The 23,630-nt window shown below is 29.4% G+C and carries 22 protein-coding genes; 2 read left to right on the top strand and 20 right to left on the bottom strand.

Features of this window, described 5'->3' with window-relative positions; genetic code table 11:
• Positions 1-350 precede the first annotated feature (350 nt).
• Positions 351-1,718 carry a VWA domain-containing protein gene (locus OQ292_RS39720; RefSeq protein WP_284689776.1) on the top strand — a complete coding sequence of 456 codons (1,368 nt, stop codon included), beginning with the start codon at positions 351-353 and terminating at the stop codon, positions 1,716-1,718.
• 100 nt (positions 1,719-1,818) lie between these two features.
• On the opposite strand, the gene OQ292_RS39715 is transcribed toward OQ292_RS39720, so the two are convergent.
• The 20 genes from OQ292_RS39715 to OQ292_RS39620 all read right to left on the bottom strand — a co-directional run bounded on the left by OQ292_RS39715 (position 1,819) and on the right by OQ292_RS39620 (position 22,963).
• Positions 1,819-3,768 carry a type IV secretory system conjugative DNA transfer family protein gene (locus tag OQ292_RS39715; RefSeq protein ID WP_284689775.1) on the bottom strand — a complete coding sequence of 650 codons (1,950 nt, stop codon included), beginning with the start codon at positions 3,766-3,768 and terminating at the stop codon, positions 1,819-1,821.
• 20 nt (positions 3,769-3,788) lie between these two features.
• Positions 3,789-4,352 (bottom strand): PH domain-containing protein, encoded by a 564-nt coding sequence (locus tag OQ292_RS39710; RefSeq protein ID WP_284689774.1) that lies wholly within the window; start codon positions 4,350-4,352, stop codon positions 3,789-3,791.
• 4 nt (positions 4,353-4,356) lie between these two features.
• The gene (locus tag OQ292_RS39705; RefSeq protein ID WP_284689773.1) at positions 4,357-4,995 is read right to left on the bottom strand and encodes a hypothetical protein; all 639 of its coding nucleotides are present in this window, start codon (positions 4,993-4,995) and stop codon (positions 4,357-4,359) included.
• A 110-nt stretch (positions 4,996-5,105) separates the two neighbouring features.
• Entirely contained in the window at positions 5,106-5,666 is a 561-nt protein-coding gene (locus OQ292_RS39700) for a hypothetical protein (RefSeq protein ID WP_284689772.1), read from the bottom strand.
• A gap of 24 nt (positions 5,667-5,690) precedes the next feature.
• Positions 5,691-6,521 carry a hypothetical protein gene (locus OQ292_RS39695; RefSeq protein ID WP_284689771.1) on the bottom strand — a complete coding sequence of 277 codons (831 nt, stop codon included), beginning with the start codon at positions 6,519-6,521 and terminating at the stop codon, positions 5,691-5,693.
• Positions 6,508-7,308 carry a hypothetical protein gene (locus OQ292_RS39690; RefSeq protein WP_284689770.1) on the bottom strand — a complete coding sequence of 267 codons (801 nt, stop codon included), beginning with the start codon at positions 7,306-7,308 and terminating at the stop codon, positions 6,508-6,510. Before OQ292_RS39690 ends, OQ292_RS39695 begins: the two co-directional genes overlap by 14 nt.
• A complete protein-coding gene (locus OQ292_RS39685) occupies positions 7,295-8,656 on the bottom strand; it encodes a hypothetical protein (RefSeq protein ID WP_284689769.1) in 1,362 nt (453 codons plus the stop codon). The genes OQ292_RS39690 and OQ292_RS39685 overlap by 14 nt, the downstream gene beginning before the upstream one ends.
• A gap of 10 nt (positions 8,657-8,666) precedes the next feature.
• Positions 8,667-9,485, bottom strand: a complete 819-nt coding sequence (locus OQ292_RS39680) for a hypothetical protein (RefSeq protein WP_284689768.1) — start codon at positions 9,483-9,485, stop codon at positions 8,667-8,669.
• The gene (traM, locus tag OQ292_RS39675; RefSeq protein ID WP_284689767.1) at positions 9,482-9,970 is read right to left on the bottom strand and encodes a conjugative transposon protein TraM; all 489 of its coding nucleotides are present in this window, start codon (positions 9,968-9,970) and stop codon (positions 9,482-9,484) included. Before traM (OQ292_RS39675) ends, OQ292_RS39680 begins: the two co-directional genes overlap by 4 nt.
• On the bottom strand, positions 9,970-10,944 hold the full coding sequence (gene traM, locus OQ292_RS39670) for a conjugative transposon protein TraM (RefSeq protein ID WP_284689766.1): 975 nt from the start codon (positions 10,942-10,944) through the stop codon (positions 9,970-9,972). The genes traM (OQ292_RS39675) and traM (OQ292_RS39670) overlap by 1 nt, the downstream gene beginning before the upstream one ends.
• On the bottom strand, positions 10,941-11,789 hold the full coding sequence (locus OQ292_RS39665; protein ID WP_284689765.1) for a DUF4138 domain-containing protein: 849 nt from the start codon (positions 11,787-11,789) through the stop codon (positions 10,941-10,943). Before OQ292_RS39665 ends, traM (OQ292_RS39670) begins: the two co-directional genes overlap by 4 nt.
• A 7-nt stretch (positions 11,790-11,796) precedes the next feature.
• Positions 11,797-12,396, bottom strand: coding sequence for a hypothetical protein (locus tag OQ292_RS39660; protein ID WP_284689764.1), 600 nt, complete (start codon positions 12,394-12,396; stop codon positions 11,797-11,799).
• 28 nt (positions 12,397-12,424) lie between these two features.
• Positions 12,425-13,423, bottom strand: coding sequence for a TraJ family protein (locus OQ292_RS39655; protein WP_284689763.1), 999 nt, complete (start codon positions 13,421-13,423; stop codon positions 12,425-12,427).
• Positions 13,424-13,465: 42 nt separating this feature from the next.
• Positions 13,466-15,991 carry a VirB4 family type IV secretion system protein gene (locus OQ292_RS39650; RefSeq protein ID WP_284689762.1) on the bottom strand — a complete coding sequence of 842 codons (2,526 nt, stop codon included), beginning with the start codon at positions 15,989-15,991 and terminating at the stop codon, positions 13,466-13,468.
• A gap of 121 nt (positions 15,992-16,112) precedes the next feature.
• A complete protein-coding gene (locus OQ292_RS39645; protein WP_284689761.1) occupies positions 16,113-16,460 on the bottom strand; it encodes a hypothetical protein in 348 nt (115 codons plus the stop codon).
• A gap of 5 nt (positions 16,461-16,465) precedes the next feature.
• Positions 16,466-16,918 carry a hypothetical protein gene (locus OQ292_RS39640; protein ID WP_284689760.1) on the bottom strand — a complete coding sequence of 151 codons (453 nt, stop codon included), beginning with the start codon at positions 16,916-16,918 and terminating at the stop codon, positions 16,466-16,468.
• 275 nt (positions 16,919-17,193) lie between these two features.
• Entirely contained in the window at positions 17,194-17,526 is a 333-nt protein-coding gene (locus OQ292_RS39635) for a hypothetical protein (protein ID WP_284689759.1), read from the bottom strand.
• 12 nt (positions 17,527-17,538) lie between these two features.
• Positions 17,539-18,297 (bottom strand): BRO family protein, encoded by a 759-nt coding sequence (locus OQ292_RS39630; protein ID WP_284689758.1) that lies wholly within the window; start codon positions 18,295-18,297, stop codon positions 17,539-17,541.
• A 491-nt stretch (positions 18,298-18,788) separates the two neighbouring features.
• Positions 18,789-22,502, bottom strand: coding sequence for a DEAD/DEAH box helicase family protein (locus tag OQ292_RS39625; RefSeq protein ID WP_284689757.1), 3,714 nt, complete (start codon positions 22,500-22,502; stop codon positions 18,789-18,791).
• A gap of 221 nt (positions 22,503-22,723) precedes the next feature.
• The gene (locus OQ292_RS39620) at positions 22,724-22,963 is read right to left on the bottom strand and encodes a helix-turn-helix domain-containing protein (protein ID WP_284689756.1); all 240 of its coding nucleotides are present in this window, start codon (positions 22,961-22,963) and stop codon (positions 22,724-22,726) included.
• A gap of 360 nt (positions 22,964-23,323) precedes the next feature.
• Between OQ292_RS39620 and OQ292_RS39615 the strand changes: the two genes are divergently transcribed.
• Complete coding sequence (locus tag OQ292_RS39615; RefSeq protein WP_284689755.1) at positions 23,324-23,620, top strand: hypothetical protein; 297 nt, start codon at positions 23,324-23,326, stop codon at positions 23,618-23,620.
• Positions 23,621-23,630: the final 10 nt, after the last annotated feature.

Genomic DNA, 23,630 nt, shown 5'->3' with positions numbered 1-23,630 from the left:
ATATGTCTAAACTAATTGTTATTTTTTTAATATCCTATTTTTTAGTATATTTTTATCTTTATTTTTAAGGTGTTTAATCTTGCTAAATCCTTTATATTTGTATTATGAAGAATATAAAGAATGTACTGAAAAGTAAAGGCATTAGCCTTACATGGTTTGCTGAAAATGTTTTAAAACTGAGTTACAAACAATTTAATTATAGAATCAGGAACAATTCTTTTAAACAAGAAGAAATTGACAAATCAATAGATCATTTAAACTGCTCTTATGAGGAATTGAGAGGGAAAAATAATCTCAAATGAAATGTATATTTTGCATTCAATTAAGAGTTTAATTGAAATTATATAAATATGAAAGAAAAAAAAATGTTACTAATTTTTGTCATTGATGTTTCTTATTCTATGACAGACTATATTAAAATAGTTGAAGATCATATAACTTCTTTCGTTAACAAGTACAGTATTGATCATTACAAACCTTCTAATATTTATTATGCAATTATTCCTTTTGCTGGCGAAGTAATATTAGATGAAATTATACCTGTTACAAATATTAAATCTTTCTTAAAACCAAATTTAAAGTTACATCCTGATACAAATCTTACTTGTGGAATATCTAAAGGGTTTGAAATTAGAGAAAGCTGGAAAGCAAACAATTCAAAATATCTTCTAACAACAAAATTGTTATTAATTACAGATAGAGATAAAGGTGATAAAACAAATTATTCTGAATTTATTGAAATAGTAAAAAAACATAAATTAGACATCTATAACAACGCATTTATTATTGCTATAAATGGTGGAAATTTAGAACAATTTAACTCCATCAAATCAAAGTATTTTAAAATCTACTACTTAGATAGTATCGATGATATTATTGATTTTGAAAATAAAGGGACTCAAAAATCTTATATTTCTTTTCTTCCTTTTATAGGAATAACAGGTATAGAAATAGCAAAAAAAAGTAATGCTATTATTAGTATAGTCATTTTTGGCTTTGCATTTTACTCATTTTCCGTTGTCTCATACAATGCATTGTTTAGTGTAACAGCTATCTCTATTACCCCATGTTTACCTCAAGGTAATGAAGCTACAAATACTAAAGGAAAAATGAGAGAAAAAATAAAACCTATACCAGAAATTTCAAATCTAGTGCCTTTAGTAAAATACTTTAATAATCATGATGAACTAAAAGTTGAAATTGGATATATCATAGATACAACTTCAGCTGTTGGTGTCGAAATTAAGAATTACGGATTAGGCAAATATAAATTAGATGATTTAAAACAAAATAAGATTTTAGTTGATGAAATCTGTAGAATATTAAATTCTTTTGATACAATTATATCTTTTGATAAAAAACAAATTTATCTCACAATTGAAGGTAAAAGTGATAAAACACTTTATTCAAAGAAAGACATTTATAGAGGTAAATCTATAAATAACGAGCCTTATATTATGGATAACAATATAAAATATATGAATTTAAAAACTAATGAAGAATTTAATGAAAATGAAATTTTATCATTTTTGAGAGGATATGAAATAAAAAATTATTTTTTTAGCACATACCCAAAACTTACTAATTACATTTCAAATATAACACAACATATAACTTTAAGTGACAAAAAAGGTTCTGACCACAGATCAGCAAAATTGATTCTTCAAATACAAAATTTAACTGATGAAGAAAAAAAAATGATAATACAAACATTGTAAAAAAAATCGCTTCTCATTTAAAAAGCGATTTTAAAATAGAAATCAAAATAAACTATGCCAAATTAGTTTATCTATTAACTGGCTGATGGGAAACTTTACTTTACTGTTCTTCTCTCATGTTTTCAAATATGTTTTCATACTTGCTGACTGTTTGATTTACTTCTTTTTTGATTCTTTCTCTATTCTCTTGAATTTTTGTTTCCATATCCTTATAATCTACAAATGATGAGAATTTAGCAAAATCTTTTATATCGTAATCCTGCTTCTGATCTTTTGTAAACTTCTTCATCGGATCACTAATTTTATCATAGAAATAGTGACCTGAACTTTCAACTGTTTCTCCAATAAACTCCCCTGTTTTTAGTCTCCTTACATCTTGTGGATTGATCACAAATCTTTCTCTTGTATCACTTGAATAGGATATGTTTTTAGATTTATTCAGGCTTGAACTTCCTGCTGCATAAGAGCTGCCTTGGCTAATACTTTTTCTTTCAAATTCCTTCTCTTCTTTACCTATCATCTTAGAAACCAGTTCAGCAACTTCATTATCAGATGTTTTTCCAAAAAACTGATTATTAAGAACTGACAATAGTACATTGGCTTTATCTCGACCATACTGATATATTATTTGAGATATACTTTGAGCAAAGTAAAAAACAGCAACTTTGTTACTTCGAGCTGTAGCAGGAATATTATCGAATCCAGGAATATATAGAGTTGGTCCTTCATCAAGAATTATAAAACTTTTGTGCTTGTATTGTTGATTCATGATTTTAGATGCAACTGTCATCATACATGATATCACAGGGCTAAATGTTTGATATAATGTAGGATCAGAACCTATACAAAGTAATTGTGGGTTATCTGGATTATTAATATCTAAATCAAAATCTTCCTCGCCTTCTTTAGCTCCTAATACCCAACAAATTTCCGGACTATTAATAGTTGGCAGCATAGTTTGAAGAGAGCCTATCACACCAGCAATTTGCTTACTTGCTCCTTCTATCATTGCTGAACTAATTGAACGTATCATATCAGCACAATCAGAATTAGTTTCTAGCATAGATATCACTCTTTCATGTTCGTGATGGAGAGCTGTATTGATAACATGAGGAATAGTGCAATACTCTGGATATTCTTTCTTATAAAACCAAATTATTGCTGCTAGCCATGATTTTGCAGATTTAACAAAAAAGTCTTGTCTTTTAACTGTTTCAGGGTCTAGATTATTAATAATAGAGAGTGCATAATCATGAGCAAAAGCTTGTTGAACTAGTGTTTTATGATTGAAAGGATTACATCTATGGGAGCGGCTTATATCTCTAAAATCAATAAAATGAATTGGTAATTTTATATCATATTTCTTTATTGACCTTACCATTTCTTTACCCAGTGTAAATGCTTTAAAATCATATACAATTCCTGAAAATCCTTTTTGTATTAGTTGATGAATACAAGGATTTACTAATGAATATGATTTACCACATCCTGTTCCTCCTATACCTAATACACCTCTGAATATATTTGGTATATTAATCCAACCCAATTCTGTTTTTAGATTGACACTTTCTCCTGTTTTCATCAATTCTCTTTCAGCAATTTTTCTGTCATCTTTTTTATTAGTAAAGAATGAACACAGGAAAGGGGAAGATAAAAGAATGCCTAAAAAAGAAAGAGGATAGCCATATTTGGCATAAGAAGCGAACCGATATATGTTAGCAAAAGCATATATAGAAAGTATAAATATTATAGCGCATAGTATGAATAAAGATATTGGAATAGTTAGGCTTCCTTTTGATTTACTAATAGACCAATACATGGTAATCACATAAATCACAGAAGATATTAATCTCAAGCTTTTACCATACTCTAAAAAGAATAACTTTAAATGATCTTCCCAACCACCAGTAGGTTCTAATATGTATACAATTGAGTAATAATCTAAACCAAAAGCTACTAATATTAATCCAACAAAAATTAATAAAAAATCAGATGCAGTCGCTCCATTTAGCCCTTCTGTTAGGAATTCTAATATAGCTGAAAGTACCATAGTTTATATTGATTTTGTAGTTAATCAATTTCTCTCACTCCTTTTCTAGATCGGAGGATTTCTACTTGTTTTCGGATTGTCTGATTAACCCTTTCTGTATCTTTTATTGCCATTAAGTAAAGAACACTGTGCGATTTGTCAGAAGTATCTAACCTTATGTTTGCAACACTAAAAAGACGTGAAATAAACGGGGAAATGATAGTATAGTCCTTAATTCTATAAAGCTCTAATTCATCAATTTCCTGTTTGAATATACCATGCTTTTTAAATAATCTATCTGTAGTTAATTTATACTCGATCATATAAACTCTTAACCAAGATGAAAACATATAAAAGACTGATATGAAGAAAATTATAGCTATAAAATAAAATATGACTTCAATATCAATTATTTCTATTCCTATCTGTTTTTGATAACTTCTTATCTTATCATATATATCCTTTATATGGACAACAACATAAAGGCTTATGATCATGGATAATGATGAAATAAAGAATGATTTTAGATTTAATATTTGAGATGGTTTTTCACTCCAAAGTACCTCTTCATCATCATTAACTTGAGATAATGATCTATAGCTCATGATTCTAAAAATTGAAATTCAAACCTAATCCATAATAACCTCTTTCTTTAGATATTTTAGACTTTCCAATTACTCTATATTGATATTGTAAGAGTAAGCTAAAATAGTCTCCCAAATAAGCTTTAAGATTTGTTCCAATCACATAGCCAATAACAGTTGAACCTTTAGGTAAATTAGGTTCTAAATCATCTGACCTTTCAAAGTTTTCTCTTATTAAAAATACTCTTTTAGACTCTGAAAAACTTTTGAAATCTTCGTATCCAATAGTCCCCCCAAGAAATATATCCCAGAATGCAAATTCACCAAATCTTATAGGATTATAACTTAAACTTAAATCAACAAGAAGATTTTCATAGTTGTATTTATAATCTATTTCATATGGACTAGATACAATAATTGTATCAGTAAAAATGGAATTTAATTTATATCCTTTCTCATAGGTTATAGTAGTACCTAGAGTAAACCGATCAGTTATTAACTTACCATAGTTTGTAGCTAAATACCAACCATTATAACTTCTACCATTACCTTCTCTCCAACCATAATCCAAACCAAACTCGTTTTGATTTTTTATATGCCTTTGCGCATAACCTGCACAGGCACATAGCATAAGTACTATGCTGCTAAAAATAAACTTTTTCATACTTGATGATAATTAAAAAACAACTTTATATTTAAAATTCAACTTCAAGTATCAACTACTGAAGCCGTAAAATTTTATTCTAGTGGTAGTAATCTAATTTTAATAAAATTCTATTCAGTTAGAATATATTTGGCTTCCATATTATATGTATCACCATTCCATTCTTTAACATATTCAAAAATGATCTCAGATTCTGTTATTGATCTTATATACCAATTTTCTACATTACTGATTTCATTTCCTATCTCTCCATATAAATACTCATGATCATACTCTGAAAATTCTATACTGATCATTTTCTTCTCTCCATCTAATGTCCAATTAAAAATATTATCACGAGTTATTGATTCATTGCTTTCACATAATTCCTCGCCCATATACATATCTGCAAAATCTTCATATAAATCATAATTTCCTGATGAAAATAGAAATGCATTAAAATTAATCTCATTATCTTGATAACATTCTGGTATAAGCTCATACCAATCTGTAGAAGTTATTCCATTAAGTGTTTTCTCTTCTTCAGAAACTAATGATACTCTAACCCATTTCTTATTTTGTCCTAAAATTTCAATGATTCTAGCACTTGTTACTTCTTCTTCTATATCATCTTCATTATCTGATGAATCATTACAACTATAAAGGAAGCATAGACTAGTTAAAAAAATCAATAGTTTTTTCATGGTATTATATATTTAAAATTCCTGTTTCAATAGCTCTTCTCTCATAAGTTTCCATTCATATTGTTTATTCATTTTATCCCAAATAGGATGCATTTTAGAACTATTATTTAACATTTTGTCAGACTCTTCAATGATTTTGTAGGCATCTCCAATCATTTGGTAGCATATATTAATAGCTTTTATTCTTTCTGATTCACTCATTCTCATACCTTCTTTACCATCTTTTTTCACCTCTTTCAGAAACTCATTAGCTTTTTCTATTAAATCTGTTGATAGTTCTTTATACAATATAGCAGTTTCAACTTTTCTTTTTTTTGTATACTCATCAAAACCTAGTAATAATTTATTTCTACTTTCTTTAAAGCTCTCAACTTCTTCAATTGTTTTAGGTATGTTTCCTTCTGTATAGTTGATAGAAGTATATATTTTTTTAGCTTGATGAAGTTTGTTTCCTTCTGCTGTATAAGCGTTTTGCATCACATCTGTAGGAAAGTTTGAATAACCAGTAAAATCTAAACCTTGGACATCTTTAATTAATGTAAAAGTTCCTGAGTTAGCCAGTAGTAAATCTTTAATAGACTCTAGACTAAAATTAGCTAAATGGTTATCTTGATACTGTTCCAATATATTATCTAAAAAAACTTCCAATTTTTCTTCATCAACTTCTTCTTGTATCTCCTGCAAAAACCAATCTTTTATGAAATTTTTGATAAGATCAACTGTACGAGTTTTAATACCTCCTTTATCATAAATGATGAACGGTATATACTGACCAAAAGATTTGGTGCTAATTGATAGCATTGAAAAAAAACAAAAAATGATAATGTACTTAGTTCGTGCCATGAATGTATAATTGATCTTTAGACAATTCAACTCTTATTAGTTTTTGCTTGTAAATATTGATAGCTGCTTTTTTACTATTGCTCATTTCCATAGAAGACTTCAATAACTTTTCTGATTGTTGTTGTAAGCTATTGATATACTTATATCCATTTTGAATCTGAGTTGCTATTTCAAACCTTTCTCCCTGTGTCATTCTTAATAATTCATCTTCCTTTAAAGCTCCTTCCAGTTCACTAAGCTTCAAAGAGTACTCTTTTGCCAATTTCTCATAACTTCCTGCTATCAACACTTGTCTTTCCTGTACCATTTCTTCAACATGTATTCTATTGATAGCAGCATTACCTTTTTGAGCTTGACTAGGGAAAGAGGTATTACTATTATAAGAATTTATATTTTGATAAATATTCAATGCTTTCTGGTGGCTGAATGCTTCATTATTATAAACTTTAAGAACATCTAAATCCATAAAGTCTTCAGATAGAGATAAGACATTATCTATACGTTCAAAATCCTTTGTTAAATCAGATAAGGATAGATTTAAAATGTCTTCTACATTCTTTAATCCTGCTTCAATTTTATACTTCAATTGTCTGACTTTCCTTTGAGCTTCTTTTGTTTCTTGTTCAAAATATCGTCTTGTATACAATTCAATCATTTGCAATCCATCTGTAGCAGAATGGTCATCTATTTTTTTATCGTGCATCTTATCATACACAGGAGTTTGACAAAACAGAATCTTAGGTACAATCAGTAATAGAAATAAAAAATAATATTTAATCCTCGCCATATGTATAGAATTTAGATTCCTCTAGATATTTTCTCAATAGCATATTTTTGTAAAAAGAAACAGCAATATTTTTACTAGATGGATTATCATATCGAAAAGAATTAACCATTTCCTCACTAGCATCTATTTCATTTTCCATTGCTTCATAGAGGTATTCAGTAGCCTTATTTGTAATATTTAATCTTTCATAAGAAGACATATGAAACTTCTTGAAGTACTCATGCATCACTGATGATTTCAGTTCTTGAGCATTTTCTAATAAGTCTTTTGAATATTCTCTTTTTAATACCAGTTCAAGCATTTTCTTATCACTTGATTCATTTACCACATATTTATTCAAAGCCTTTTTTTGTTGCTCTTCATGAAAGTAATATATGTTATCTCCTAATTGAAACTCTATTGAGTTAGTTAATTTTCCATATAGACTTTTTGCATTTTCAGTATTACTTAAATCAGAAAAATCATCCTTAAGCCTTTCCATAAACTTGATTTCGGATACCCAGTTTTGATACCCAAATTGAAACTCTTCAACATCTATAAACTCTTCTAAAAAATCTGAAAAATTGACATCTCTAACAGTATTAGCTTTTCTCATACGCTCATCTGTATCATGCTCTATTTTATTTATTTTTTCAGCATTAATTGAATTCATATAAGCTAGAATACTCTCAATAGACAATTCTTCATGTTGCTCATCTAACTGCTTTTCTATCTTTTTGGACTTGTTGACATGAGCCAAATCCATAACTGGAATACCTGAGCCAAAAATAGATCCTAACAAGTCACCAATGCCACTACCAAAATTCTCATACTCTTGGTCTGCAAATGAACTAAAGTTAGGATTTGACTCATCAAATTGGACTCCCCATTTTCTCATTTCATCTTGAATTTCAGTATCTGATACATCTCCCAACTCTCCTATAGTAGATAAATCTTTATAATCATCTATATCTGATAAAATTTGTAAAGCATCTATTTCACCAAGAGCTTCATCTAGTATTTCTGATTCTGACAATTCCATCACTGCTTCTATGTCTAACTCATTATCCAAAGCTCCATCTAAAATATTCAATACCTTTGTAACAGCTTCTAAATCTATTTCATAGTGCACATTAGAGTAATCAATCTCAACAATTTCAGTTGGATAATCTCCACCAATGATATTTACAAGCTCTTGAAGATGTTGTTCTAATAGCTTCAATTCTTTAATCTGGGATATAATTAAAACCTCTTCTGGATCAGTAAAGTCAATTGGATATTCTTCTTGATTTGTAAAATCAATAACAGGAGTTTGGGCTTTTATACTAGCTGAAATCAGGATAAAAGCAATTATAAATATGTTTCTCATAGCCAATAAATTATTTCCCAAAAGTATAGATACTATTTTCCATGAGTTTATCCCTTCTAAGCTTATTCTCATACATATTTGTAGCATATCTTTTATAAGGATTGGAATCGAATGTTTTCAAAATATATGTATCTGCCTTATCTCTAATTTCTAGGCTTTTTAATAAGTACTCATGAACTGTTTTCATTGACTGTAATCTTTCATACTCTGTCATATGAAGTACACCCTTTTGATTTTTTGTAGCTTCTTCTAGTTCAGATGCTTTTTCAATCAACTTTTGAGATAGATCATTATAGGATAGAGCCATATTTATCCTTTTCATAGACAAACCTTCCATCAATGCATACTTATTAGTAGTTTTTTGACTTTCATCATTAATGAAGTTCTCAAAATTATCAGGTACTTTACCCTCTGTGTAACCATTGATATAATCAAATAAATCTATAGGTTTCTCTTCTTCTATAGCCTTATACAAGGCTTCTAAATCACCAAAATTTCCTATAAAATCAACATATTGGTTTGGGTTATCTACAAAGTTAAATGCTGTTTCAAACTCATCATCAATATTAGAAAACATTAAATCTTCCACGGATTTTGCGCTAGATAGTCTTTCTTCTATACGCTCTTTTAATAACCGCATTTGGTTTACATTGTAGACGACTCTTTTTATTTCAATAAGTTGTTCTTCAAGCTTTTGTAATTGATCTTTTGCTTTTTTTAAATTCACTCCTGATACAACTATATGAATTGGATCAATTACTGGAATTCCTTGTGCATTCACATTAATGAATCCAAAAGAAAGTATTAGTAGAAATACTATTTTTTTCATTTCAATAAAAATTTTTGGTTATCATAAAAAGTAAATGAAATAGGGTCTATAGTTTTTTGTCCTGAATTACCAAGAAATTTCAATTTACCTAAGACATTTTTTTTGCTTGTTATATCCTGCACAGATGAAGTGTATGTATTGTTATACCTATCATCAAATGGCAAGCTAATTCCCTTAACTTGAGCATTTAGGTCGTACAAATAGTAGTTTACCTTTTCTTGTTGTATCTCAAAAACATTTACATTCAAATCAACTGAATCTATGTTTACTATTCCCCAGAAAGTTGTATTTCTATCCAAAAAATGATTGTTAAGAATAATACTTTCATCTAATCGCAAGTTTACCTTATCACCATTTTTAACTTCTTGATTTCCATTTATACAAACAAGTATTTCAGTATTATTAGAAGCTTGAACTATATTAAACTGACATTTGGCTCCTACTGGATAGACCGCAAGAATTAATATTATTATAAGTCCTTTCATCAATCTTCTATTTCAGCGATAAAAACATCGTACCCATCATTCAACTCTAAAATACTCTTCTTTTTAGCTCTGGCTCTTGTAATGGCATTAGCCGTTTCTTGGACTGCATCAAGAGGTATCGATGTTACAGAAGTTGAAAATTCTGTTCTAGCTGACCTTTCTAATTCTTTTTGTAATACATGGTCATAATCTTCCAAAATAATACCTACAGTATAATCATTATCATAAACCTCACAGTCTACAGATTTACCATTAATATTATTTATGGAGATCATTATTTTATTACCATTCAATGAAGCTCTACCTCTAAAAACTGTATTCTTTTTATAGGTATTACCTTCAAATGTCGCATCTTCAACAAAACGAAGCCATACTTCTGAGCTTGATTTTATCTGTTGTTTGTTATGTATAACTGCTTTGGCAAAGTATTTTTTACTGCCAATATCATTGAACATAGGAGAGCCGTATGAAAGATTAAATACATTATCTTTAATTCTTCTTGCTATGCTATCTTCATTGACTTTCGGTCTAACCTGCTTTTCAATAGGTTTTACTTCCTTTTTCTTATATATAGGCTTAGGTTTCGGTTTAGAAGCTGGTTTTACTTCTTTTGCTGTATCTTGATTCAAAGAACTTAACCACTTTGCTTTTTCTGCTTCTAAGTCAAACTCTTTATCATCCTCGCCTTTTTTTAACTTACTAAAAACCTCTACATAATCCACTATCTGATAGTATGCTGACGAGTCTTCAATTGAATAGTCTTCATTATTATCGGCTTCTTCTTCATTAGGTTCTATATCATAATTAGCAGTAGGTGATTCTCCTTTTAAATCATCTTCATTTACATTAATCATGAAATCAAGAAATGTATAGCATATTGCTAATACAAAAATGAATAGGACAACTATAATTTTGTTGTTTTTAAGGAAGTCTAGAATAGCTTTCTTCCTTATTTTTTTAAAAAAATCTTTCATAATGAGTCATCTTTTTTACTTGACACACTTGGGTTTAGATATAAATCTGCTTTCTCTAAATATTTAGGTTTGATTGAAAGAGGAATGGTTCTAACCCCTGTAGATTCACGTAGGGTAACAATCAAACTGCCTAAATCACCTGTCGCATAAATAGGGATAGCTACTGAAAACTCATTACTAGAATAAGGTGGTATATCCCTCATATCTACTGAAGCAAAGATTTCAAAAGGAGTAGAGGTTACTTTCTTATTTACAAAAGGTAAAAATCTTTTTCGATAGAATTCTTTCCTCTCAAACCCTAAATAATCTATTCTATAGATAACAGCACTCTCATTTTTTACAGAAAACTTAAGATAAAAAGCAGTATGGTCTACAAGTACATCTAATAATTGTAGAGTTATATTATCTATTTTAGTAGCAACTGTTTTATACTCATTTCTATCAGTAGATAATGAGAACTCTTTTAACCTTGATTTAACCAAATTTAATGGTACTGGAGGTATATGATTTTCTCGATTAAGTAAAGACCTTTTCATTAAAGTATTCTCTCTATAATCGTATTCTATCTTATCTATACTAGCTTTATAAGCGACAAAAAATGAATAAAAATTATTCCCTTCTTTTACTGTTAGATGTCCAACTTCTGGATTTGTACTTTTCGATTTTAAATAAATAACTTCATTTTGGATTTGAGTAAAATAACTCGCATCACTTTCTGAAAATACTACTCTATTATCAAATAGGAGTACAGCAGGAGTTTTATCATTAACATAGATAGTATCCATTTGAGAGAAACCAACACGGCTTAGCCCAATTATTAAAAATAAGATTAAGTTAAATTTCATAATTCTATTATTTTATATAATCTACATAGTCAATATTCTTCAGTCTCAAGCCATAAGGATTGTTGTCACTTCTTCCTGCATCAACTTTTTCTAGTTGAAATATGCAAGTAGTTGGTATAGTAGCTTGTTCATTGTAGAAATATATATTTCTTCTGAACTTGCATACACCTTTGATTGGAACAGCATCTAAATCAATTGATATAGAGTCGAAACTTACCTCTGATCGAGAATCAAACCTTTGATAATTTTCATACTCCTCAGCCTTTTCAAAATCTGAAAGGATTCTATTCATATCCTTCTTTTGAAGGAGATATTCTAAAGCACTCATATTTTCTTTGAAAGTGTGCTTATTATGGGCGAAAGCTAATCTTAGAGAGTTTTTTACAAATAATTTAGCTTCATAGATAGATACACTACTAGACTCATCAATATGAGCAGAAAAAGTACCACTGTTGGTTTTTATATATGCTTTACCACTAGCATCTTTTACAGCAGCATCTTTATTAAAACTCATGAAAACAACAACTATCACTAAAGATAAAACACTACAGATAGATGTTATTTTCATACCATCAAACATCTTTGATACATTTTGCATTTGATTCATAACATTATAGATTTTTAAATGACTTGGATTATCTCCTTCTTTGCCTTCCTGAGCTTCTGCTTACTTTATTATTGACATTTTTTTGGAAAGAGCTTTTAGGATTTGAAACTACTGGATTAGCCATTCTATTTATAGTTGCATGTTTGATACTAGCTCCTGCTATAGCACCTGTTGCTAGTGATGCACCAGCAGATTGTACAGCCATTACAGTCTGTGCTATTTTGCCTGGTATGTGTCCAACATCACTACTACCAACTATAAAACTGGTTAACCAAGGTATAAATAAGAAAGAAATGAGATAAACTACGAGAATAATAAAAGCATTTAAGCTATTAAAAAACTCACCACTAAACATAAACATACTGAATCCTTCTTCGGATAAATTATTAGCATAAGTATCGAAAATCTTATCAAGTATGATGATTACAATAGACCAACATTGTAAGTTTAAATAAGCTGTAAACCATTTATTTAATAGTCCAGATCGGTTTGGCAATGCACTCATAGCAAAGGATAATGGACCAACTGCAAATAGAATTCCTATGAATATTGCTCGTAGAATATTAATTATTTTTCTAACAGCGAAAAGTAATCCTGACTTTGTCATTGTTACAAAAAACAATAAAGGATTATCAAAAAAAGATACAACACCATCTCCCATTTCTTGAACTGTATCAACTATATAATCCCAGTCTGATTTTTCCGATTCTCCATAAGAGCTTAAATTATTTAGATCAACAAAAACATCTGTTTGAGGATCAAGTTGGTCACAAACCCATGCTATTGTCAAACTAATCATATCCATTATTTCGACATAGAAAGGCAATAATAAGAGGTAAAATACCACTCTGATAATCATACCAAAATCAATGCTCAATGATGTATTTAGTAACAATGACTTTCCTACTGATTTAGTTATCATCATTACTAAGAATATTGGTAACAATATATAAGCAACATACCATATATCCTCGGTCACTGCATAGATAGCTTCAAGAAATGCAGCATTATCTGTTACATTATTCATAATTTGGATATAGTTTTTCTGATTTCAAAAAAGATATTTATTCTACTTTGCAGACATAGATTTTTTGACTGCCAATGGTGAAGTTTCTTCTTCATAAGTATCGTTTGATACTTTGTTATCATTAGTCAAAAATTGCTTTTCTACATACTCATCTATAGCAGCTTTTATATTTCCATTCTTTTCTACCAATACATTGATTGCATTCCTCTCAGAAGGTTTACTAGTTATAGCTGCTCCTATATGTGGAGGTGCTTCTAAGCAATAAACTCTACTATAATTTCCCTGCTTGATAAATATTTCCCTATAAGAATTGCTTTCTTTTCGCAATGAATTAATCTTGGAAATATCTATATCTGTAAAGGCTAAATGGCTACTTAATTCTGAAACTTCTGCTTGCTGAGATTGGTGGTTTAATATAACCTTAGTATCTGCATTAATGATAATAGCTTTTGAAATATTAGAGTTTGCGATTTCATGAATAGTTTGAGTAATTATCCACATAGAACCATTTTCTTTTCGTATAGTCCTAAACATACTTTCCACAAAATCTCCTAATGAGTTTAGCATTGACCATGCTTCATCCATATAAATGTACTTTATCTCATTAGGGAATTTTCTAATTTGATCCATTGCTAATTCAGTAATCATAAGTCCAACAACAGGAGCTAAAAGTGGATCTTCTTTTATTTTCCGCATATCAAAACAAATAATCTCTTGATCTGATATATCTAGCTTATTCTTAGAATTAAATCCTTTACTGTATCTACCTGTTGAAAAGGGTTTTATAGTCAGTAAAAATTGCTTTAGTTTAAAGCATTCCATTTGATCTATATAATCTTCGTCATCCTCCAATCTTTTTTGTGCATCGTTTTCTCTAGCCCAATTATAAAATCCTGATAAGGTAGGAAAGGCTTCTTTATTTTGATTTAAGTACCTATAGTAATTAGTTACTAACTCATGCAAAATAACTATTTCAACTTGCTCAAAATACCCTCCTGGTCCTTTATACATAAGACGCAAACATGCTACTATAAAAAGCTCTTTGTGATCTGATAATAACCAATTGCCATGTTCACTTTTAGGAACTAAAAAAGGATTTAAAGAAAATGGTGACTCAAAATCATATTCAAAATAAGCATCATGATATTGATCTTCTTTAAGCATTTTCATGAGGTTTTTATAGCTACCACCATTATCTATAATAATTTGACGACTCTTTTTCTCATGCCTTTGACAGATAAAGTATCCAACAGTAAAACTTTTACCAGAACCAGTTGGACCAATTACAATTGCATTTTGATTATTTAAATGCGTATTAAATAAATTAACTCTGAGACGTTTTCTGAACCTGTCATTCAAATAGATTTCACCTTTATGAGCACTTGTATAAGACTTTGTAAAATGAAAATACTTAGAACCTATATCACTACTAGTTTGTAGTATATGATAGTTAGAGAAACCATTAGCAGGGAATGATGCGAAAAACATAGTAGCTGTGTCATAAGTTTCGACAAATGCTTCACATCCCATCAAACTAAAAGCATTTAAAGTATTTTGTACATTGTCTTCCCTTTCATAATCATCAGCAGAAAAGCAAATAACATTTATTCCTAAACCACATACTCTATTATTTCCAGCTCTTATATGATTTGTGAAATTACTTATTGTCTCTGCTTTTAGATCATTATCTTGAGTACTCATCCAAGACAGTCCTGAATTTACTTTTTTTTCAAAATCAAGCAGATTCAATGCACTATCATCTTCTACAATTAGAGTTTGAGTGAGTATATGTGGGAAGTCCAAATGATAGGTTAGAGGCCAAATAAATGGTGCATCTATACCAAATTCATTTGGAACACTATCAAAAATCTCAAACCCTTGTCCTTTTAATGAAACTACATTTATTTTTTTCTCACCTATTTGACAATTGCCTAGTTGATTTGAAAATTCTTTTTCAAATGATTTTGTTTCGTTCTTAAAATCTAAATTGGAATACTGATAATATAATACTTCAAGCTCTTTTGTACTTAACCTACTAAAGCTTAATCCTCCAATCCCTTCTAAACCTGATATAAAATCCTTTGCATACTTTTCTGCTATACTTGCTCTTTCTTCAATATTAGAAAAAGGGTTTTTTACAACAGATAATCCTAATGCAAATATGCTATTAAATGCATTTGCTTTATACTGACTATCTATTGGAAATGATATGAAGAAGTAATCTTTTTGAATTTGTTGTAAACGCTCAAAATAATAAGCATCCATACGTGATACAAAGTATGTATTATCATTTTCTTGGTCAGAATCATACCTGTCATCATAATAAATATCTGTTTTTTGAATGACAGTACCTACGGGAAACTTAGATAGTCCACGAGATAAAGCTTCATTTATTACTGCATATTCATCAGCATTTAAGCTTTCCATTTCAACAGCATTTACTTTAAATCCTATTGCAACTCTTCCATTATTTAAATAAACTTTATTGTCTTCTATTCCAAATATGGGTTGTCTCTCCAAATATGGTTTAGAATACCTCTTCTTTTTTTTAGGTCTTGCGAGAATCATAAAAACAACTTTATAGTGATTAGTATAAGGGTAATTGGATATAAAAAAGGATATACAGTACAGCCCTACTATTGTAGACTAGAAAAAATTAAGGCGAGGTTTACACTTTGTTATATAATTATTATTTATGTCGCCTTTTACTCGACTTTACATTTTTGACTTCAACTCTATTTATTTGGAGTTTATCTTCCATCTCTAAAAACAGATGCTTTGGTTGCATTAAGTAGAAAGAGATAAAAGACATCAAAAATGTTGCATGCTTTTTTTTATTGATCCTCTTTAAAACAAAATATCCTACAAAAAGTAATGTGACATTAACTAAATGATACCACTTAGGTATTGGGAAAAATAAATTAACTACTGCACCTAAAATAGATGCAGTAACGAAGAACAATATAAGTATGAAAGCATCTTGAAACGATACACCAAATATTTGGCTTTTTTTCTCTATCAATTTGAAGCTTTCCATAATTCTTATTTTGTAGCTCCATGTTTAATTGTGAATGCTGAACTTCCAACAAATGAAGCTATGTCATCTTGCATATATGCAAAACCTCCCCAAAGTGCTACTGCAATCAAAACATAAACTAAAGACCCAGCAGCATCAGGAGCTTGTTTTACAAATTTGCTAATCGTTCTAATTAGACCGATAACAATAAATATGATGAATAATAAATTACAAATAAGTAATACCTGTTCTGATAACTTATCGACAGCTCCTGAAACTTTATTCTGGGCATTTACTAAGTTTATAAAACCTAGACTAAGTAAGAAGAAGACTACTCCTTTCTTTTTAGTAATTGACAGTGGAACAAAAAATGTTGAAGCAACCATAGGTCTTACTTTTATGCAAAAGTAAATGGATACAAAACTTAAGAGTCTAGATAGCACATCTAAACCTCTTAGGGCTTTCTTGTAAAATGACATAATAAAAACAACTTTATAGTAAAAAAATTAACAAAATGCTATGATAGTAGTACCACTAAAAAAATTTAGTAGTTATCAAATTGTTGGTAATATTATTTGGGAAAGCACCCTTTTACAGGTAAAATTTTTGGCTTTGTTTATACACCAAATGTATTTGAATTTGCTTTTAATTCAAAAGAAAAATTAAAAAATTATATTTGTGCTTTATTATATTTCTTGATATAATAAAAACAACTTTATAGTGATAAGTGCATCAGATTCTGGTGCACTTACATTCAATCTATTTCATAATATTCTAGTACCTTACTGCATAAATCCTTTAGCTCTAGTAAATCCTCTCTTATATTCATTACTTTCTCTTTAGGATGCTTCTTTCTTTTCTTGACATTATTAACTGCTTTGTTTCTTTCTTTTTTATCATCTTGTTCCTCTTTGGGTAATTCCAACATCGCAGCAAGAGCCCTTAAGTTAATCCACTCATGTTCCATCAGTTGTTTTAAATAGTGACTACCCAAATCCTCTTTGGTCATATCACCTAAAATATCTCTTAGAAGAGCTTTATCCTTTCTAAGCAGATCAAATACAGTATTCTTATTTTCGTCTTTCATTGTTGATTATAATTACTTATCAATGTTCTTTTTATTCTTTCCTTTTAATTTCTTTAAATCTTCTTCTGGTGGAATTTCTTCAGGTTTAATATTCTTATTCATAAGAGCAGTTCGAATTTCTTCATTATTCCCTTCATGTGTATTAGTAATGTCATCCTCTCCTTCCAAGTCATTATAAGATGTATGGTGATTTGTCATTTCCGTAGCTAAACCCTTACCCATAAGTAATAATGTATTCATATGATCATCAAGATTATCATCCTTATCAATGTCATATTTTTTCTTCATATTTTTCCCACCAAATAATGCTTTATCTCCTGCATCATTGATCCTTTTAAACCCATCTTTATCTACACCTCTATCTTTTATATTATCAAAAAGACGATCTTGTACTTCTTCTAACTTGTGTTTAGCCGCTAACCTTTTATTGGTTTTTTCATCCAACACTTTGCTACCTACTTTAGCCAACCACTGTTTAAATGGTTCTGCTTTAATTGAAGGAATAGATTGTATTATTCTTAATAATCCTTCTGTATTAGCACAGTCTAATTGATATTTTCTTCCACCACTTACAACAAAAGGCAACTTTTTGAAAGTTTCAGAAAGATCAGCTCCTTCACTTTTGATTTTCTTTTTTAGATCAGACCAATATTTCACGGGTCTATTTGTTTCCACTAGTATCTCAACTACATCAGCTATAACAAAATACCAATCTCCGTTATACATAACTGATCGTATTTCCTTTGATTCAAAAATTATTATCTCATTCATATTCAAATCTATTTTATTCTACTACTATCCGCAAAATTCGGATACTTCTATAATCCTTCATAGAAGCCCCACAGGACATCTATCCGCAAAATTCGGATACTTCTATAATCCCTCATAGAAACCCCACAGGGCATCTATCCGCAAAATTCGGATACTTCTATAATCCTTCATAGAAGCCCCACAGGACATCTATCCGCAAAATTCGGATACTTCTATAATCCCTCATAGAAACCCCACAGGGCATCTATCCGCAAAATTCGGATACTTCTATAATCCTTCATAGAAGCCCCACAGGACATCTATCCGCAAAATTCGGATACTTCTATAATCCCTCATAGAAGCCCCACAGGACATCTATCCGCAAAATTCGGATACTTCTATAATCCTTCATAGAAGCCCCACAGGACATCTATCCGCAAAATTCGGATACTTCTATATACCCCATAGAGACTACTTTAATAACTTCTCTGCCAATAATTAGAAAAAGTCAATTAAAACGGACAAACTAAATTTTCTTTTATTAGAGCGTCATCATTTTGCTTTGTCCACTTTGAATCACTATTACTAACTGGAAGTTTATTTATATAAACCATAGTATCAACATTTACTCTATCGCAAACGTCTTTTAAATTTACACAATTATCATTTTTAAGGCTTGATATCTCATAAAAAGTTTCTTTTCTTCCATTCCTTACACTACGATACTTTCTAGGATTCATGAACAAATATTTTATTCTTTCACCTATTTGTTTACCATCTAAATATAAGGCCTTATATAATCTATTATCATTTAGACATTTAGTGATATCTGTTACAGTAAGGTCTAGATTCAAATTATCAATTATATTTTGAGATAAACTTTTTTCATTATCTATACTAGCTCTTTGAATCTTTTCTCCTAGATTTTTTTCAATAATATAAGCTCGTTTGTTACTTCGGTCTGATGCTAATGTATATCTTTTTATATCACCTTTTTCTTTAATAATATCCTGTAAAATATTAATATCAGACAGCATAATTTCTGCATCTTGCTGCTCAGTTTTAGTAAGTAAACTTCTATCATTTACATAGTAATGTAACAATAAAGCTGTTTTAGCTTTTGCTCTATAATCAGTAAAGTTTTCTATTTCTTCAACATATTTAACACGTTGATTATGAGATAAATGATTACCAAAGAATTCATATAAGAAAAGATAATCATTAGCTATATTCCTTACTAAATTATCATATTCTTTAAATAGAAACTCGTGTTCTTTTAGTAGCAAAGCTGATGAACCAGGCTTATAGTTATATCCATCGAAAAAATTCTTTAATTTATGTTTTAGAGATGTATTTTTAGTTACATGATAAAGTGTTTTAAAGAAAGTCCAGTAATATTCACTTTTTAAAATGTTTATGATTTGTATTCTAGCATCTTCTTTAGAGTTTTCAATATTACTCTTAGCCTGTTTTATAACATAATCATTGTGAATAAAAGCTAGTTTACTTACCAGCTTCCCATATTTTTCATTAATCTCTTTTTGATTATTTATAAGCTTGTCCCAAACAAATGGACTGTATATTTCATAATTGTTTTCAGATAGAAATTTATCAATGTCTTTCTTTAATTGTCTACTCTCTTTTTTTCTTTTTCCATCTAGAGAACTATAGAACTCAATCAATGCAAATTTCCAAAATGATTTATCATTTAATTTTTGCTTAATATTATTCTCAGAAATGATAGTTTGTCCATCAGTTAAAACATTATCTAAAACAGTGATATGATTATATTTTTTTCTTAATTGATGATAAAATTCGTCTTTAGTTAAGAACTTATATTGTTCATTTTGTATCCTTTTAAATGCTGCTAGTTCATTAAACTCACAGTCATCTTCAATTAAATCACTAACTATAGTTTCTCTAGTTTTTAACTGGATATCATAATCAATTCCGAGTTTTTCAGCATATACCTTTATGTCTTTTTCTGAATTAATTATATCTATAATAGCCTCTGCAAACTCTTTATAATCAGCATAGAGAGCTTTTTCATTGACATATTTTTTCCACTTGTTTTCATTTTGGCTATGTAGGCTATTTACATCTAGGTTATCAATATTTCTAAATCTAGCTACGAATTGAATAAATGAATCCATATTATTTTCATCAACAATATAGACTTTACCTACATTTTTATTCTCAATATTTACTCCATCGTTAATTTTTGCTGTACACAATAATATTTTAACATCTTGAGGAACAAGATTTTTTTGGATGAGCATTTCCCATGTTGGATCAGCATCTAAAAAGTCATGATTGTATATGCATGAAATAGACTTTTTATCAGTACCAGTATCAATTAAAGCATCTTTAATTTGCTTTAATTGTAAGACTGTTTTGCACCTAATTACATTTAATTTACCTGTAGGCTGTTTAGCTAAATCTGAGAGTAACCAAGAAATTTTATTCTTATATCTTATAGGAGTTACTACTACCTTATTTTGTTTTTTTGCCTTTACTATGATTGAATTAAATCCCAACTCTTCATATAAAAAGTGTGGTGTTCCAGAAAGCAAAACGACATTTTGAAATGATTTTAATGCTTTGAATACGTTTAGGCATGCATCAGCTCTAAAGTGTTCCTGATTTACTAAATTATGATATTCATCTACAGCTAGTAAACATTCTTCTTTATCATTACCTTCAACAACTTTTTGTAAACTGTCATATGTAACTGAGACTAGTTTAGAGTTTTTTGCTGATTGGATATCTTCTTTTGTACTATTACCATCAATACAAACCATACCAAGCCCTTCCATTCTATTTCTCAATTGCTGGGTTAAAGCCATATAAGGAACTACTAATATTAATCTCTTGTCATTCTCTTTGGCGTAATTTGAAATCCAAGTAGTCTTACCAGTACCGCAACCTGATTTTAATATTACTTTTTTATACTGTTCAACTTTTTCTGAAAGTAAACTATTTATTTCACCTAAGTACTGATTAATATTTAAGTAAGTTCTTTTTGATGCTTCTAGTCTCCATATCTTTCTAATTTCATTATTAGAGATATGGTTTAGGTTGTAAAATGTAAAAAATGATGAATTCTTAAGCTTATAAATCGCTTTTTTAATATCATTTTCCTTCTTTTTATAGCAAACTAGTAAATCATCAATCCCTTTACAATCATCTCCTAATTCAGGCTTTATATGCGCATAATGAAGTTTATAAGGGTAGCTTTCAAAAGCTAATTTAAAGTTTCTAACAGATGAGTAGAATGATATTTTTCTTTGATCTGATCCATCTTTGGATTGTTTCAAACAGTCATTATCATGTAAAAAAACAACACTTTTAAGACTTGGAAGATTATTTAATAATTCTTTGATATCTTCTAATAAATCAACTCTTTCTGTTCTTCCTGATTCATTTTTTATACTCTTACCAAAGTTATGTATACCTACTAATCCGACAGCTGCAATACCATGTTTTGCGGCTTTGAATGCTTTTAACTCACCTTCAGTAAACACTAAGGTTTCGATCTCATGAAGTTTATTACAGTTATCTTTATAGAAGTACTGAAAAATGCCATTTTGAAAGGAACGGTTTCCTGCATTTCTTTCTGTTAAATACTTTATTTGATCGGCTTTTCCATCCTTATTAAGAACTTCTAAAGGTTTCTTTAGTCTTTTTCTAGCCCATATTTTATAATCCTTCGCTGTTTCTGGTTTCCAGAAGTGAACCTCGCCTTTAAAATTAGAGAAATGTATTACTAGGTTATCATCTTTATCAGACTTGAAAGTGAAAGATTGATTATTTAATAAAGAATTTTCTTCAGATGATATATCTAAAGCTTTAAGTCGGGATTCTACATAAGAGCTTTTAATTACTCTTTCTGACTTTGAAGGGATAGTGATATTATAAAGATCGCAAAGTTCTTTTGCTATTTCTTTATTATCTGACAATCCAGTTATTTTCTTATGTAGTTGCCAAGGGCTATAACTTTCACCTGTCCTAAAATCATGAGCATGACTAGGATAAATATGAAAAGTTGGGTTTTTACCTTCTGAAAAAGGAGAATAAATATTCTTTTTTTGAAATGGAATCCAGTTAGGAAAGTGGTATTGGTATATTTTTTCACCTCCATCTGCTTCAATAGCTTGAAATAAATCGTCAAAAATCACCTGCCAGAATGATTTATCTTCTGTCTGTACTTTGTTATTAGTCAGCATTAAACGGTTGCATTACAGTTTAAAAAAAATAGCAGGTACTTTAAAATTTGGAAAATACAATCCAACCGCTTATATTTGAGGTACGAAGTCAATATAAACAAAGGAAAATATTTGCCACAAACTCACCTGCCGAAATAGAGTTTGTGGTTTTATTTTTTATAGGTCAATATGAATATTTAATTATCTCTTATCTTATCATATAGTATCTTTTAGCGTTCAACTTAAAATTGAATTAAAATCTTCTTCGCGCCTAATCCCTCTAAAACTTTCAATAAAGTTTCAGAATTTACATTTTTACCCTTTTCTAAATCTGAAACCCTAGATTTAGAAACTCCACTTTTTTTGGCAAGAGCACATAAACTCAGCATTTTTCCTCCTCTCGTTGCTTTCACTTTGCTGCCTAGGTCAATATTACTTGTTCCAATTTCAATTTCAATAAGTGATGTTCCGGATGTTTCCATCTTTTTAAAATTTTGTTCCAAACATGGAACAAATATATTTAATTATTTCATAAAACTACAAATAATTAGGATATTTTGTTCACACTTTTTTAAATTAGTGAACTAAAACTACAAAACTTAATTTTATGTGAACAGACTCCATTTATTTGAAATCGAAGATTTTAGTTGATACTCTAATTTTCTTCAAGAGTGCCAGACTGATTACCTCAGATTCTTAATGAAAACTTTTAATGTTTTAAGGCAGTAATACCTCCTCTCAAGTCTGCAATTGAAAAAACAGGTACTAATCATTTAGTTGATTGCTGCTCTGGTGGAGGTGGTTCAATGCTATTAGTTAGAAAGTATTTAATAGATGAAGGAATGCCTTTCAAGGCTATTTTATCAAATTTGTATACAAATTTAATTGCATTAATGTGGTTAGCAACACCTTTTATTAGACCATTTACTTGGACAAGAATAATTTTCACTTATCTAATTTCCATTGTACCGCTAGTAACCTTGTGGGATGGGATAGTATCAGCGATAAGATTATATACACCAAAAATGGTGAATAAACTTATAAAAGAAGTAGAAGGTAATGAGAATTTTAATTGGGAAACTGGTATAGATAGCCACACCTTTGGAAAGGTTATTTATCTTATTGGATATCCAAAATGATTTAGAAATA

This window comes from Chondrinema litorale, assembly GCF_026250525.1.
Classification (GTDB): domain Bacteria; phylum Bacteroidota; class Bacteroidia; order Cytophagales; family Flammeovirgaceae; genus Chondrinema; species Chondrinema litorale.
The sequence above is the reverse complement of the archived record's forward strand: the minus strand, read 5'-3'. Positions and strand labels throughout refer to the sequence as shown.